This is a genomic window from Spirillospora sp. NPDC052269, assembly GCF_040679435.1.
GTDB lineage: Bacteria > Actinomycetota > Actinomycetes > Streptosporangiales > Streptosporangiaceae > Spirillospora.
The window spans coordinates 334,141-347,606 of record NZ_JBFAUU010000008.1; the positions used below are offsets into that span (position 1 = coordinate 334,141).

A 13,466-nucleotide genomic window follows, 5' to 3' on the forward strand; every position below is an offset into this window, starting at 1 on the left:
TGGCCGTTTGTCTGCTACCCAAGCCCCGTAGCCCACCGGCTGCGCACTGGCCAGGCCCGGCCACGTACCCACGGTGCGCCGGTCGGGCCCGGCCGGTGTGCGGCTGGGCCCGCGAAATGGTGAGGGGCGGTCTGCTGCCGCGGCAGCAGCACCTCCCACTCCGGGCCCCGCAGCCCTGGCGCCCCGTGCGGCGCGAACCGGCCACCGTTCGCTGTCATGGTCGAGTGCGTGGCGGGGATGCCTTGCGTGGATATGGGGTTCCCTCAACGCGGAGGTGGCACATGCGACGCAGATCCTGGCTGGTCGTGGCGGCGACGGCGGTGGGACTGGTGGCGACGGCGTCCGCACCGGCGACGGCAGGCGGCCACGCGACGACGGGCGGACACGCGGTGAAGCGCGCGGCTACCGGCGGAGGTTTCAACGGCCCGGTCATCTCGCACCCGGTCTATGGGCCCGTGGACCTCGCGGCCGGGGACGTGTGTCCGTTCCCCGTCCATTTCGACTCCCCGATCAGCGACGTGACGATCGAGTCGTGGACCAACGACGCGGGCCAGCCTGTGTACGACGTCGGCTACGGGCCGCTGAACATCCGGGCGCGCAACGTGTGGACGGGCAAGACGGTTACCCGTTGGATCGGCGGCAACGCAACGTTCAGCTACCCCGACTCGATCTCGCACATCGCGACCGGCAACGAGATCTCGGTGACCCTTCACAAGGGCGACAACCCGCCGAACCACCTCTACATCATCGGCAAAAAAGACTACGCGGCCGTCCGGTCGGTAACCGTCAACGGACACACCACCAAATCGTTCCTGTACCTCAGCGGGCATCCCGAGGACCTCTGCAAGACCCTCGCCCCTCGCTGACTTCACGGGTCATCACCCATCGATCACCTAGATCATTGATGGGATTGTCGCTTCTGGTCAGTGACAGTAAGCGATGGAAAGGCGCAGGCGGATCGCTCGCTCTCGCCGTCCGCCTCACCGGACGGCGAGAGCGGTCGCTTTCCCGGTGTTTTCCAGGCTTTCTGTCGGGTATCGCAGGCGCATGAGCCGTCAGCCGAAAGCCTCCGGCCGCGCGGGCAGCGCCGTCGCCGCGCGGCCGCTGGACGACAACCTCGAACTCGCCCTGGCCGTCATGGAGTCGGCCCAGCGGGAGATGGCACGCAAGGCCCGCCTCCGCCTCCCCGCGATCCGCTTCGGCGCGATCGCGGGCGTCCTGGGCGCGTGCTCGGCCGCCGCGTAGTACCGGGCGAGCGTCCAGCTCCTCGAACGCAAGCTCCCACCCGAACTCGCCGCACTGGTCGCCGCCGCCGCGTACGGCGGAGGCGCGACCGGCGCTGCCATGATGGCCGACTCCTACCGGCTGCCGCACCGATGCTTCATCGCGCACCGCGCGGCCGGGGCGTTCATCGCACCGCAGAACACGGCGGCGTTCGACTCGACGGTCTTCTCTCCCGAACGTGACCTCCCCCCAAGTGGCTCCGGGAGAGGTTGCGGTGCGCGGTCGCTGTTGTCGCGGGACGGGGGTACGTGCCGGTAGCGCCGGGTTACCTCACGGCCGCCTGACCTCAGTGCCAATCGGTCTCGATCTCATACGGCTCGACGACCCGCGTCCCGACGGCCCCTGCGGGAGACTCGGGTCTCTCATCGCGGGACCGAGCCCGCACGGCGTTCAGGGCGGTCATGAAACGGGTGAGGAGTTGGTCCATGTCTCCGGCTCGCCAGACCAGGTGCAGGGTGGTGGCGGTACCCATGAGCCGCCGAGGTGTCACGCCCTCCCGGTGCAGCACCCGGTAGGAGTCGGCCATCACGGCGGCGCCGAACCCGGCGGCGACCAGCGCGAGGATCGTCTGAGCGGTACGGCCCCGTGCGCCGACGCGCGGCACGATCCCGGCGTGGTGGCACAACGTGGTGACCTCGTCGTGCGCGTGGGGCGCGGATTCGCGTGGCCACAGCACCAGGGGGATCTCGCCGAGCACGGACGCCGGTGCGGGCTCACGGGTCCTGGCGAGGGGGTGCCTGGCCGGCAGGAAGAGGGTCAGCGGCTCGCGTGTCCAGACCTGTGTGGCGAGACGGGCGTCGTGGACCGGTAGCCGCTGTACCGCTATGTCGAGGCTTCCGTCCAGGATGCCGGACGACATCTCGGCGTCGTCGAACAGCTCCATCAGGGACAGCTCGACGTCGGGGAGTTCTGCTCGCAGCCGTCCGAGGGCGTCTCCCAATACGCCGTTGATGCCCGAACCGGCGAACCCCACCCTCAGGTGGCCGACCTTGCCCTCGGCGGCCAGCCGTACGTCGTCCAGAGCAGCTTCGGCTTCGGCCAGCAGGTGCACGGCCCGCCGGAGCAGAGCCTCTCCGGCGGCGGTCGGGACGAGCCCGCGGCTGGCACGGGCGAACAGCTCAGCCCCCAAGCGCCGTTCCAGCTCCCGCAACTGCCGGCTCAAGGTCGGCTGGGTCAGCCGCAGCCGGCGGGCGGCACCACTGATGGACCCCTCCTCGGCGATCGCGACCACATAACCCAGCAGCCGTAGATCCATCCATACCTCCAAGTCATGGCTGCCATATCAATCGATGCCTCAGAGTAGGCATGTCAGGGATCCACGGCAAAGATCAGAGTCGTCCCGGTTGCCGGAAACGCTGGAGTTGTCGTGAAACACCTGGGAGTTCTCGCCCACAGCACGGGAGGAGCCGCCCTGTGCTTCCTCACCTTCTGTGATGAGGGATTCCGCCGGACCGGCCGTAACGAGCATCCCGACGTCTCCCTGGACTACATCGCCTTCGGCTACAGCATGTCCGCCTGGGATGCGGGGGATCATGCGACCGTCCGGGCCACCCTGGCCACCAGCGCGCAGCGACTGGCCCGGGCCGGCGCCGACTTCTTCGTCTGCCCGGACAACACCGCCCACCTGGCGCTGGAGGTGCCGGGACCGGACCTCCCGCTGCCGGGCCTGCACATCGCCGAGGTCGTCGCGGACCAGGCCGCAATCGAGGGGCACACCCGCGTCGGCGTGCTCGGCACCAGATACACCATGGACGGCCCGCTGTACCCGCGCGCACTCGGCGCCCGGGGGATCACCGCGGAGCTGCCGGACGCCGCGGACCGCGAGCTCGTCAACGAGATCATCTTCACGGAACTGGTGAACGGCGTGATCAGCGACGCGTCGCGCCAGGAGTACCTCCGCGTCATCGAACGGCTGGCCGACCGTGGCTGTGACGCGGTCGCCCTCGTCTGCACCGAGATTCCGTTGCTCATCACGCCCGAGGTCTCACCGCTGCCGACGCTGGATTCGACCCGGCTGCTGGCACACGCGGCCTACGAAACCGCTGTCGGCGAGCGGGCGATGCCCGACTGGCGCGGCGGCCCCCGATGAGCCCGGTACGCCGCGGAACGGAGCGCATGGTGTCACATCCCGAACGGCGCCTCGACGAGCTGGGTCTGATGCTGCCGGAGGCCGTCCCCCCGGTCGCGACCTACCTGTCCGCCGTGCGCAGCGGTGCTCACGTCTACATATCGGGCCAAGTGCCGCTGCGGGAGGGGCGCCTGATCACGGCCGGCCGGCTCGGTGACACGGTCGGCGTAGAACTCGGGTATGCGTGCGCGCGCCAGTGCGCCCTGAACGCACTGGCGGCGCTGAAGGCGGAGATCAGCGACCTGGCGGCGGTGGCCCGCGTGGTCAAGGCCACGGTGTACGTCGCGTCGACGGAGGACTTCACCCGACACCCCCAAGTCGCCGACGGTGCGTCGGACCTGCTCTGCGAGGTCTTCGGCGACGCCGGACGGCATGCCCGCTCGGCGGTCGGGGTGTCGGCGCTGCCGCTGAGCGCACCCGTCGAACTGGAACTACTGGTCGAGCTCCACTGAGCCCGCGAGTCCCCTGAGCCCCCAGGCCACCGGCCCGCGGGGAAGACAACACCTTTCAGTCACGAGGAGGGCGCCCATGCCCACGAAAGTCCCGGCGGCGATCGTCGGTTCAGGCAACATCGGAACAGACCTGCTCTACAAGCTCCACCGATCCGAACTCATCGACCCGCGTTTCATGATCGGCATTGACCCGGACAGCGAGGGCCTGCGGCGGGCGAAGGACCTCGGCGTCGAGGTGTCCGCGGAGGGCGCCGACTGGCTGCTCGGCCGATCGGACCGGCCCCCGCTGCTCTTCGAGGCGACCTCGGCGAAGGTGCACGCCGCGGCCGCACCGCGCTACGAGGCCGCGGGGATCACCGCGATCGACCTGACGCCCGCTTCGGTCGGGCCATGGGTCGTACCCGCCGTCAACCTCGACGAGCACCTGCAGGCGCCGAACCTCAACATGGTCAGCTGCGCGGGACAGGCCACCATCCCCCTCCTGTACGCGATCGATCAGGTCGCCGACGTCTCCTATGGCGAGATCGTCGCGACCATCGCCAGTGCCAGCGCCGGTCCGGGCACCCGGTGGAACCTCAGCGAGTTCAGCGAGAAGACCAGGCAAGCCCTGACCGCGGTCGCCGGAGCGGACGAGGCCAAGGCGTTCTCACTGATCAATCCGGCCGAGCCTCCCATGGTCATGCGCGACACCGTGTACGCGAAGGTACGCCGGAGCGACGCCGACCGGATCGAGCAGGCCGTGCGGGACATGGTCGCGGAGGTCCAGCGGTACGTGCCGGGCTACCGGCTGCGACTCGTGGAGGTCGACGGCGACCTGGTCACCGTCATGGTGCAGGTGGAGGGCGCGGGCGACTTTCTGCCCACCTACGCCGGCAATCTCGACATCATCACCGCCGCCGCGGTCGCCGTCGCCGAACGGATCGCGGAGCAGACGCTGGGAGCCACCCGATGATCACGCTTGTGGACACGAGCCTGCGCGACGGCATGAGCAGCGTCTCACACCAGTTCACCCCGGAACAGGTCGCCGCGGTGGCCAGGGGCCTCGACAAGGCGGGTGTGCGGGTCATCGAGGTCGCCCACGGCATCGGCATCGGCGGCTCCTCGATCCAGTACGGGATCGCCGCCGCGACCGACGTCGAGTACGTCCAGGCCGCCGTCGCCGCGGTGGACAGCGCGGACGTCGCCGTGTTGTACGTGCCGGGAATCTCGACGCTCCCGGCCCTGGACGCCGTCCGCGACGCGGGCGCGACCACGGTACGGGTCGCCACACACTGCACCGAGGCCGACTGCGCCGAGCAGCCGATCCGCCACGCCCGCGACCAGGGCATGCGCGTCATGAGCTTCCTGATGATGAGCCACAAGCTCGAACCCCCGGCACTCGCCGAGCAAGCCGCCAAGCTGGAATCCTACGGCGCGCAGGTGATCTACGTGGTCGACTCCGCCGGGGCGCTCGTGCCTGGTTCCACCGGGGCCCGCGTCGCCGCGCTGCGCGACGCGGTCCACGCCGACATCGGCTTCCACGCCCACAACAACCTGGGTGTGGGCATCGGCAACGCGATCGCCGCGGTCGAGCACGGCGCGACCTACATCGACGGGTCGCTGCGAGGTCTGGGGGCCAGCGCCGGCAACGCCCAGACAGAGGTTCTCGCGGCGGCGTTGGAACGAGCCGGTCACGACCCGGGAGTCGACGTCTTCGCACTGATCGAGGTCGCCGAACACGTCCTCGCGCCGTTGATGACCGAACCCCAGATCGTCGACGAGACCGCGCTCCTGCTCGGGTACGCCGGTCTGTACTCCACCTTCTTCCACCCGACCAAGCGCGCCGCGGGCAAGTACGGCGTGCCCGTGCGCGAACTCCTCCTGGAGTTGGGCCGACGCCAGGTCATCGGCGGCCAGGAGGACATGATCATCGACGTCGCGGCGGAGCTTTCGAGTCGTGCCGGGAGGGCGTGAGTGAGACCTTTCGAGGTGCGTGAGGCGGCCGTCGCGCTGCTCGACGCCTACCGGTCGGGCACGCCGATTCCTCCCCTGAGCACCACCTACCCCAGCGCGACGATCGCCGACGCCTACCGGATCCAGCAGGAGCAGGTGCGGTCCTGGTCCGCGGCCGGAGACCAGGTCCGCGGCCACAAGATCGGCCTGGTCTCGGCCGCGATCCAGCGGCAGATGGGCGTCCACGAGCCCGACTACGGTCATCTGACCGCGAGCATGTTCCATCCGGAGCACCGGCCGATCCCAGCCGGCGCGTTCATCCAGCCCCGGATCGAGCCGGAGATCGCCTTCGTCCTTGGCGCTCCGCTCCGCGGGCCCGGCGTGACGATCAACGACGCCACCAGGGCGGTTCGACACCTGCTGCCGGCTCTTGAGATCGTCGACTCCCGGATCCGGGACTGGGAGATCACGATCGTCGACACCATCGCCGACAACGCGTCGTCCGGGGCGGTGGTCCTTGGAACCACGCCGATCGATCCGGCCCAGGTCGACCTGCGGTCCGCGAACTGCGCTCTGCTCAGGAACGGGACAGTCGCTGAAACCGGCACTGGGGCAGCGGTCCTCGGCACACCGTTCCACGCCCTGACCTGGCTGGCCAACGCCATCGGTGCACTGGGTGTGTCGCTGGAGCCAGGCCAGATCGTCCTGTCCGGCTCCTTCGCCAGGGCCATCACGATCGCATCGGGCGACCGCATCACGGCGGACTTCCCCGGAATCGGAACCGTCACGGCGGTACTGGCCGAGCACGCCAACGAGCTGCAGCAGACCGAGCGCACAGCAGCGGATTGGGAAGTACACCTACGGACCTCCGGTGGGGGGAGTGAGGGCCGATAGCGCTGCGCAGCCCGGCATGACGACCGGCGCCGACGTTCTCCCGCTCAAGGCCCGGTCGGCGGGCCGGAGCCGTCGATCGCCGACAGGGCCAGGTGCTTGTCGAGGTTGAGCTGGATCTCCCCCAAGGGAGCCATAGTTGGTGTGGAAGGCCCGGGACTCGGGTCGGTGTCACCAGAGGTGAAGTAGCTCCGCGTGATGGCCGACTCGACTTCCCAATGCCGTCTGTCAAGGCCCGGGACTCAGGTCCGTGCGACCAGCCGCAAGTAGCGCTTTGTCGCACTCTTCAACCTCTTCGCACGAAATGATCTAGAAACCCTGCATGCTGCGCACGCTGGGCGGGCTGTTGCCCTCGAATACCGTCCTGGTCGCGAGTGGCACGGCCCTGGACGGCGAGCCTCATCAAGTGGATGCCGACCGCGTGCTCAGGAACATCCCCCAGTTCAAGCGCGACGTCGACGTCCGAGGCAAAACCCAAGCAGAGAATGGCTGACTGATCCGATGAACCGCCCGAACAAAGTCAACCGTGGTTGCACCATCGCGTTCCTGGTCGTCACCACCATGTTCCTGGCCGCCGCCGCGCTCGCTGCCGGGCTGCTCATCTGGCTCTGGGTCTCACTGGATCGCCACCCCATCCAAGGCTGGCAGGAAGGCCACACACCAGAGCCGACCACCAGCATCCCTTGGACACCGTTCCCAACCACCACCTCGAAGGGAACTCCACCCGTCACAGCCACCCCCTGACCTCAAGCCAAGGGGGCGCGTGAGGCGGTGAGGATCAGGCCATGACCGACCCGGACGACGCGCCGCCGATGACCGTGGCGCAGATGCGGAGCAGTGGGAAGATCCGGCCGAGTATCAGCGCTTAGCGCTGAGTAACTGGCGACTTCACATAGTGTCCGAACTCGACTACCGCGCGAGTCCTCGCCAGGGGGACCGTCACACCGCTCTGATCGGCGCAGGTCTCAAGAATCCGATCTCGGACGAGGGCACGACCGCGCCGTTGTCCGAGCGGAACGACACCGCGAGCGCCGGACTTATCCTCGCGTGCCCGGACCGGAATCCCTCCGGAAGCCGGGCCGCGTGCACCGCCTGCGCCCTGCGGCGATCGCTCTACTCTGGGGCCGGTGGCACCGCCCCGAGTCCCGGGCCCAGTAGAGATGCAGCAGGTCTCGCCGCTGCTGGCTTGGGGAGGGCAAGCGCGGGGCCGGTCGGGTTCTTGCTGTCGCGTACTCCGATGCGACCGGAGAGACCAGCTACGTGTTCAAGGTCAGCGCGCCCAACGCACTCCCCACCGTCCGAGGTTGAGCGTGAAGCCTTGCGCCATTCCACATCTAGCAGCTGCAACGGTTCACCACTCCCTGATCGCGGATAGCAGTGGGGTCAGTGCGTGTCGTACTGGCCTGCGCGGATGGCTTCCGCGAGGCGACGGGCAACGGAAGGCCCCAGAGCAAGTCGTGGGCCCTCAGGGTCCTTGCTGTCACGGACACACACGGCTTCGGGGTGGAGGCGGGCAAGTTCCACACAGTCGCCGCCCTCGGAGCCGGAGCGGCTCGCCTTGCGCCATTCGATCACGCGTAATCCTCCATCGCCATCAAGATCGCTTCACGGCTCGTGTCCACTGGCCAGGCCAGATCATGGATCCGTTCGAGCCTACGCGCGTATCGCTCTACGCGACCCGGATCAAGGACCAGATTCCCCAGCATTCCAGGAGCTTCGGCGAATGCCATATCCGAGCCGACGGTGAGTATCTTGAACGCTCCGTCGTGCCCGAGGTGCAGGGCATGGTGTCGTCCCACGACTCGGACACTGACGCCCGGTCGCTCTGAGAGCTCAAGGAGATGCGCGAGCTGCGCACGCATGATCCGGCGATCCCTGGTCGGAGATGCGAGCACCACCCATGACAGGACGACGGCGATGAGTGGTGGGTCCGGCCGCTCCCACACGGCTGTCTGCCGCTCCATGCGACGCGTCAGCGCCTTGTCCACATCGGTGATCAACCCCGCTTGGTAGGCGTTGTCGATGACAGTCCGAGCGTAGTCCGGGGTCTGGCACAACCCAGGAATGAAGGCCGTGTCCCAGGTTCGGTGTCGTGTAGCGGATGCCTCGTATGCGGCCAGCGAGGGCAGCCACTCGTCATCCGGCCGTGCAAGAGCATGAGCGACCAGGTGGTGCAAGAGCCCTCGCAGATTCCACGCCTCGTCCAGCTTGGCGGCATGCTCCGGGGACAGCCTGCGAGAACCGCTCAGAATGCGCGTCACCAGTGAGCGGTCACAGCCGAGCAACTCAGCCACACGGCTCTGGTTCGTGCTCTGGACGTAGATCTGCCGGTCCAGCTCCATCGCGATGAGATCCCACAGCGACCGCAACGGCTCCAGTTCACGCTTTGTCGCGTTCCGCCGCTCTGTCGCCTGTTTGTGCTGGTGAGGCGACCTCTTTGGGGGCAGCATTTTCGATCCCCTCCTGTGACCGGGGTTCCGGGAACGCTAGCGACGGTATCCCGGGTCGGCGCACTCTGTAACTCGATTCACACAATCCGTCACGGAGGTCTCGTATGCGCTTGGCACGGTGGCGCGGTGGACGGCACGCGGCAGGGGCCGCGCGAACCGTCCAGCCCGAAGCCGCAACCCCACCCTCGTCACCTGCGTCACGTCCGCGCCACCCTCGCGCGCAGGCGCTCGACGCCTTGGAGAACGCAGCCCCGCAATACGGAATGAGCGCGGCTCGTGAGCCGGACGCCGTGGCGCTGTCGGTCGTCGGCGTCCCGCCCGTCAAGGTCTGTGTCGACTACGAGCACGGCGAGTGGTGTTACGTGTGGACGGCGCGGAACGCCGGACGTGAGTCGCTCGGCCCCGTCGCCGATGTGCACGACGTGCTTCGCCTGATCGCGTGGTCGCTGAACACGGGCGGCGTGCGGTGAGCGCGAAGGGCTCCTACAAGAACCGCACCACGCGCTTCGCGGACCCCGCTGTCCTGGTGCCCGTGGTCCTCGGCGCATGGGGACGCGTGTGGGACATCGCCTGGGCCGACGGACGATCCTCGGACCGCATGTGCGAACTGATCTCCGTGCTTGCGAGTGCCGATGCGGCGGATGCCCTGGAAGGGGCAGAGACGCTCCCGGTGCTGCTCGCGCTCGACTCTGCATGGAAAGAAGTCGAAGCGGCGTTCACCGGTCGATTGGAGGCGTTCGGCTACTTCCCCGCGCGCATCCGGATCATCACCGCACTCGCGCACACCGAGTACCTGGAGATCGTCAGCGAGGCGATCCAGCGCATGGGGCCGTTGCCCAAGCCCGAGGACGAGAAGAACGCCGCCGGAGAGGATGGAACATGAGGCCGATGCACGACGCGATCACTCTGATCGGGACCCCGGCATGAGGTGGCCGTACAGCAGCAGGGCATGGTCCCGGCGGAGTGGCTCGGGCCCCGATCTGGGCTGGATGCTTGAACCCGACATCCATGAGGACGGGGAAGCCCACATGCGGCGCACGCATGAGGCGAAGGCCGAATCTCCCGTGACGGCCGGCTGGCTCCTTGACGTCCAACCTCACCGTGTCGAGGGATACATGGGCGTGTCCCTGTGGGTGGCCCTGCTCGGCCTCGGAGGCCGCCTCGACGGACGACGCATCTGGATCGAAGCGTCCGGCATACAGGACCTGCTGGACGTGGCCGACCGAGTCCGCTCACCCGAGTTCCGCGAGGCCATGGGCGACTTCGGCGACTCCTACACCTGAACCGAGGTCACGCGCGGCGTCGGCCACAGAAGGCCTCCAGATCCCATTTCCCGGGCGGCGGGCCGCATGGGCAACCGCCTGCGAACACCCCGCCGAGGAGCATGTGGGATCACAGATCGGAGGTCACCACCTGAGGCCGTGAGCTGATCGTCTTCGGGTTGCTCAATTGGGCCTCACCGCTGTTTGCCTCGGGGGGCGTCACCTAGTGATCAAGGCCACCGAGGTCTGGCGGTGCCACGGCCGATGCCTGATGACAGGCGGACACTCTCAGTGATCACTAGCAGGCCGACCGGAGGACGGCGGATCACGCTCCGTGCAGCTGCCCAGCGGATGCCTCCTACAGTAAGGGCTTGTGCTTTACGGCAGAGCTGAGGAGATCAGCGCACTTGACCAGGTGATCGGGCAGGCCCGCGAGGGAGCCGGCGGCGCGGTGGTACTGCGGGGCGAGGCGGGGGCGGGGAAGACCGCCCTGCTCGACGCGGCGGTCGCGCGAGGCGGCGGGATGCGGGTGCTGCGGACCACCGGTGTCGAGTCCGAGGCCGACCTCGCGTTCGCGGCGCTTCACCAGGTGCTGTGGCCGGTGACCGGCTCCCTCGACGCGCTGCCCGAGCCGCAGCGCGACGCCTTGGGCGCGGCCCTGGGGCTCGCCTCGGGCGGCGTGGGGGAGCGGTTCCTGCTGGGCGCCGGTGTGCTCTCGCTGCTCACCGAGGCGGCCGCACCGGACGGGTTGATCTGCGTGGTGGACGACTTCCAGTGGGTCGACCGCGCCTCGGCCGACGCCCTGCTGTTCGCCGCCAGGCGTCTGGGGACGGAACGGATCGCGATGCTGTTCGCCGTGCGCGGGGACGCGCCGGTCAAGGGCGTGCCGCTGACGGTGGAGGTGCGCGGCCTTCCCGGGGACGCCGCCACCGAGCTGCTGGAGTCCGGCCACGACGCGCCGTCCGCTCACGTGGCGCGGGAGCTCGTCACGCTGACCCGCGCGAATCCGCTCGCTCTGCGCGAGATCGCGGCTCGCCTGACACCCGCGCAGCTCGCCGGGCGCGAGCCGCTGCCCGAACCGCTGCCCGGCGGCGCGCGGCTCTTCGGCGATCGGGTGGCCGCGTTGTCCGCCTCCGCTCGGCTGGTCGCGTTGGTCGCCGCCCTGGAGAGCGACCTCGGCCACGTCCTGCACGCCACCGACCTGCTGTTCGCCGAGCACCCCGCAGGCGACGCGACGGACCGGAGCGCGCGTGCGGCGCTGGCCGAGCTGGAAGGCGCGGGGCTGGCCGAGGTGGCGGGCGCGAGCGTCCGTTTCCGCCACCCGCTCATCCGGTCCGCGGTGCATGAGGCCGCCGCTCCCGCCGACGTCCGCCGCGTGCACGCCGTCCTGGCGGAACTGACCGCGGACGAGCGCCGAGCCTGGCATCTCGCAGGGGCCGCGTTGGGACAGGATGAGCAGATCGCCGCCGCGCTGGTGGACGCCGCGGAGCGGACGCGGGACCGCGGCGGGTACGGCGCCGCCACCACGGCCCTGGCCAGGGCCGCCGAACTCACCCCCGATCCCCGGGCCCGTGCCGTCCGGCTGAAGGACGCGGCCGTCGCGGCCTGGCTCGGCGGACGCCCCGGACAAGCGGAGTCGCTGCTCGCCGAGGCGCGCGAACGGTCCGGCGGGGACGCCGCCCTCGCCCTTGAGATCGCCCAGCTCCGGGGCCGGTTCGAGCTGAACTCGGGCAACGCCGCCGAGGCCGTCCGGATCCTCGCGGCGGGCGACGGCCTGAGCATGCTGGCCGACGCGATGGAGGCGGCCACGTTCGTCGGTGACATGCCGGTCATCGTCGAGCTCGGCCGGAGGGCGACGGCTCACCCCGAGGGATTCCTGCGGGACGCCGTCGCCGGGATCGGCCTGACGCTGGGCGGCGACGACGCCGGCCCCGGCCTGCTGCGGCGGGCGCTCGCACACGCCGGCGAACTGGACGACGCGGCCGAATACCTGTGGGCGACGGCCGCGGCCAGCTGCCTGGGCGAACCGGACCTGGCCGCCGAGATGGCCGGACGGGCCGGACGGGTGGCCAGGGTGTCGGGCATGACCGGGCAGCTGCCCGTCGTCCTGGAGTTCGTGGCGACCGCCGAGCGCCTCGCCGGACGGCTGGCGCGCAGCCAGGCCATCTCCGAGGAGGGCCTGGAGCTCGCCCGCGAGGCCGGGTACGAGAACACGGTCTCCGCGCACCGGGCCAATCTCGCGGCACTGGCTGCCCTGCGGGGCGAGGAGGAGGCCTGCGAGCGGCACGCCCGCGAGGCGCTCGCCATCGCCGTCCCGCACCGGGTGGGACTGCACGTGGGAGTGGCTGAGTACGCGCTGGCGCTGCTCGACCTGTGCCTGGGCCGGTACGAGGCGGCGCACGACCGGTTCACGGCCATCGCGTCGGCGGGGCCGGGCGCCGGGCACCCGACCATCGCGTGGCGGTCGGCGCCGGACCGCGTCGAGGCCGCCGTGGGCGCGGGCGACGAGGCGGGCGCGCGAGCGGTGGCCGAGGCGTACGAGCGGTGGTCGGCGAACGCCGCGACGCCGGAGTCACGCGCGCTGCTGGCCCGCTGCCGGGGTCTCACGTCCTCGTCCGAGGACGCCTTCGATGAGGCGCTCCGGCTGCACACCAACCCGTTCGAGGCGGCCAGGACGTCCCTGCTGCTGGGGGAGCGGCTGCGCCGCGGGCAGCGTCCAGGCGAAGCCCGCGCGCATCTGCGGACGGCCTGGGAGACGTTCGAACGAGCGGGCGCCCGGCCGTGGGCACGGCGCGCGCAGGAGGAACTGCGGGCGGCGGGCGAGAGCGGGCAGGCCCCGCCCGCGGCCGTGCTCGACGCGCTGACCCCGCAGGAGCTGCGCATCGCGGGGCTGGTCGCCGACGGGCTGTCGAGCAAGCAGATCGCCGCGCGGCTCTTCCTGAGCCCCCGCACGGTCGAGTACCACCTCTACAAGATGTATCCGAAGCTCGGCATCGGCTCCCGTACTGAACTGGCGCGGCTAGTAGTTCTACAGAAGGCACCGGTGGCCGACGACGGCATGCTTTGA

At 69.8% G+C, this 13,466-nt stretch carries 17 protein-coding genes; 13 read left to right on the forward strand and 4 right to left on the reverse strand.

Going from position 1 to position 13,466, the window contains the following annotated elements; genetic code table 11:
* The first annotated feature begins 305 nt into the window (after nt 1-305).
* Nucleotides 306-866, forward strand: a complete 561-nt coding sequence (locus tag AB0L06_RS19830) for a hypothetical protein (protein WP_500232481.1) — start codon at nt 306-308, stop codon at nt 864-866.
* Nucleotides 867-1,047: 181 nt separating this feature from the next.
* Nucleotides 1,048-1,245 (forward strand): hypothetical protein, encoded by a 198-nt coding sequence (locus tag AB0L06_RS19835; protein ID WP_500232482.1) that lies wholly within the window; start codon nt 1,048-1,050, stop codon nt 1,243-1,245.
* A 325-nt stretch (nt 1,246-1,570) separates the two neighbouring features.
* On the opposite strand, the gene AB0L06_RS19840 is transcribed toward AB0L06_RS19835, so the two are convergent.
* Nucleotides 1,571-2,539: a LysR family transcriptional regulator gene (locus tag AB0L06_RS19840; RefSeq protein ID WP_500232483.1), complete on the reverse strand. Its 969-nt coding sequence runs from the start codon at nt 2,537-2,539 to the stop codon at nt 1,571-1,573.
* A gap of 111 nt (nt 2,540-2,650) precedes the next feature.
* Here AB0L06_RS19840 and AB0L06_RS19845 point away from each other — a divergent pair, with 111 nt between their 5' ends.
* The 7 genes from AB0L06_RS19845 to AB0L06_RS19875 all read left to right on the forward strand — a co-directional run bounded on the left by AB0L06_RS19845 (nt 2,651) and on the right by AB0L06_RS19875 (nt 7,431).
* On the forward strand, nt 2,651-3,373 hold the full coding sequence (locus AB0L06_RS19845; RefSeq protein WP_500232484.1) for an aspartate/glutamate racemase family protein: 723 nt from the start codon (nt 2,651-2,653) through the stop codon (nt 3,371-3,373).
* Nucleotides 3,374-3,402: 29 nt separating this feature from the next.
* Entirely contained in the window at nt 3,403-3,864 is a 462-nt protein-coding gene (locus AB0L06_RS19850) for a RidA family protein (protein WP_500232534.1), read from the forward strand.
* A 76-nt stretch (nt 3,865-3,940) separates the two neighbouring features.
* Nucleotides 3,941-4,816: an acetaldehyde dehydrogenase (acetylating) gene (locus AB0L06_RS19855; RefSeq protein ID WP_500232485.1), complete on the forward strand. Its 876-nt coding sequence runs from the start codon at nt 3,941-3,943 to the stop codon at nt 4,814-4,816.
* Nucleotides 4,813-5,817 carry a 4-hydroxy-2-oxovalerate aldolase gene (gene dmpG / locus AB0L06_RS19860; protein WP_500232486.1) on the forward strand — a complete coding sequence of 335 codons (1,005 nt, stop codon included), beginning with the start codon at nt 4,813-4,815 and terminating at the stop codon, nt 5,815-5,817. The genes AB0L06_RS19855 and dmpG overlap by 4 nt, the downstream gene beginning before the upstream one ends.
* Nucleotides 5,818-6,690: a 2-keto-4-pentenoate hydratase gene (locus AB0L06_RS19865; RefSeq protein ID WP_500232487.1), complete on the forward strand. Its 873-nt coding sequence runs from the start codon at nt 5,818-5,820 to the stop codon at nt 6,688-6,690.
* Nucleotides 6,691-7,009: 319 nt separating this feature from the next.
* Complete coding sequence (locus tag AB0L06_RS19870) at nt 7,010-7,180, forward strand: hypothetical protein (protein WP_500232488.1); 171 nt, start codon at nt 7,010-7,012, stop codon at nt 7,178-7,180.
* Between the two features lie 8 nt (nt 7,181-7,188).
* On the forward strand, nt 7,189-7,431 hold the full coding sequence (locus tag AB0L06_RS19875) for a hypothetical protein (RefSeq protein ID WP_500232489.1): 243 nt from the start codon (nt 7,189-7,191) through the stop codon (nt 7,429-7,431).
* 369 nt (nt 7,432-7,800) lie between these two features.
* Here AB0L06_RS19875 and AB0L06_RS19880 read toward each other — a convergent pair whose 3' ends face one another.
* Genes AB0L06_RS19880 through AB0L06_RS19890 form a run of 3 tightly spaced genes read right to left on the reverse strand, consistent with a single transcriptional unit; the run spans nt 7,801 to nt 9,137 of the window.
* Nucleotides 7,801-8,019, reverse strand: a complete 219-nt coding sequence (locus AB0L06_RS19880) for a DUF397 domain-containing protein (RefSeq protein ID WP_500232535.1) — start codon at nt 8,017-8,019, stop codon at nt 7,801-7,803.
* Between the two features lie 51 nt (nt 8,020-8,070).
* A complete protein-coding gene (locus AB0L06_RS19885) occupies nt 8,071-8,262 on the reverse strand; it encodes a DUF397 domain-containing protein (RefSeq protein ID WP_500232490.1) in 192 nt (63 codons plus the stop codon).
* Nucleotides 8,259-9,137 carry a Scr1 family TA system antitoxin-like transcriptional regulator gene (locus AB0L06_RS19890; protein ID WP_500232491.1) on the reverse strand — a complete coding sequence of 293 codons (879 nt, stop codon included), beginning with the start codon at nt 9,135-9,137 and terminating at the stop codon, nt 8,259-8,261. Before AB0L06_RS19890 ends, AB0L06_RS19885 begins: the two co-directional genes overlap by 4 nt.
* Before the next feature lie 263 nt (nt 9,138-9,400).
* Here AB0L06_RS19890 and AB0L06_RS19895 point away from each other — a divergent pair, with 263 nt between their 5' ends.
* From AB0L06_RS19895 to AB0L06_RS19910, 4 genes are all read left to right on the forward strand, one after another.
* Nucleotides 9,401-9,607: a hypothetical protein gene (locus AB0L06_RS19895; RefSeq protein WP_500232492.1), complete on the forward strand. Its 207-nt coding sequence runs from the start codon at nt 9,401-9,403 to the stop codon at nt 9,605-9,607.
* Entirely contained in the window at nt 9,577-10,020 is a 444-nt protein-coding gene (locus tag AB0L06_RS19900; RefSeq protein ID WP_500232493.1) for a hypothetical protein, read from the forward strand. The genes AB0L06_RS19895 and AB0L06_RS19900 overlap by 31 nt, the downstream gene beginning before the upstream one ends.
* 238 nt (nt 10,021-10,258) lie before the next feature.
* Nucleotides 10,259-10,420, forward strand: a complete 162-nt coding sequence (locus AB0L06_RS19905) for a hypothetical protein (RefSeq protein WP_500232494.1) — start codon at nt 10,259-10,261, stop codon at nt 10,418-10,420.
* A gap of 352 nt (nt 10,421-10,772) precedes the next feature.
* Nucleotides 10,773-13,466, forward strand: coding sequence for a helix-turn-helix transcriptional regulator (locus AB0L06_RS19910; protein WP_500232495.1), 2,694 nt, complete (start codon nt 10,773-10,775; stop codon nt 13,464-13,466).

What these genes read in the sequence shown, in the direction of transcription:
- AB0L06_RS19835 (WP_500232482.1), top strand. Translation starts at nt 1,048, where the DNA reads ATGAGCCGTCAGCCGAAAGCCTCCGGCCGCGCGGGCAGCGCCGTCGCC.
- AB0L06_RS19840 (WP_500232483.1), bottom strand. Translation starts at nt 2,539, where the DNA reads ATGGATCTACGGCTGCTGGGTTATGTGGTCGCGATCGCCGAGGAGGGG.
- AB0L06_RS19855 (WP_500232485.1), top strand. Translation starts at nt 3,941, where the DNA reads ATGCCCACGAAAGTCCCGGCGGCGATCGTCGGTTCAGGCAACATCGGA.
- dmpG (WP_500232486.1), top strand. Translation starts at nt 4,813, where the DNA reads ATGATCACGCTTGTGGACACGAGCCTGCGCGACGGCATGAGCAGCGTC.
- AB0L06_RS19870 (WP_500232488.1), top strand. Translation starts at nt 7,010, where the DNA reads ATGCTGCGCACGCTGGGCGGGCTGTTGCCCTCGAATACCGTCCTGGTC.
- AB0L06_RS19875 (WP_500232489.1), top strand. Translation starts at nt 7,189, where the DNA reads ATGAACCGCCCGAACAAAGTCAACCGTGGTTGCACCATCGCGTTCCTG.
- AB0L06_RS19890 (WP_500232491.1), bottom strand. Translation starts at nt 9,137, where the DNA reads ATGCTGCCCCCAAAGAGGTCGCCTCACCAGCACAAACAGGCGACAGAG.
- AB0L06_RS19895 (WP_500232492.1), top strand. Translation starts at nt 9,401, where the DNA reads ATGAGCGCGGCTCGTGAGCCGGACGCCGTGGCGCTGTCGGTCGTCGGC.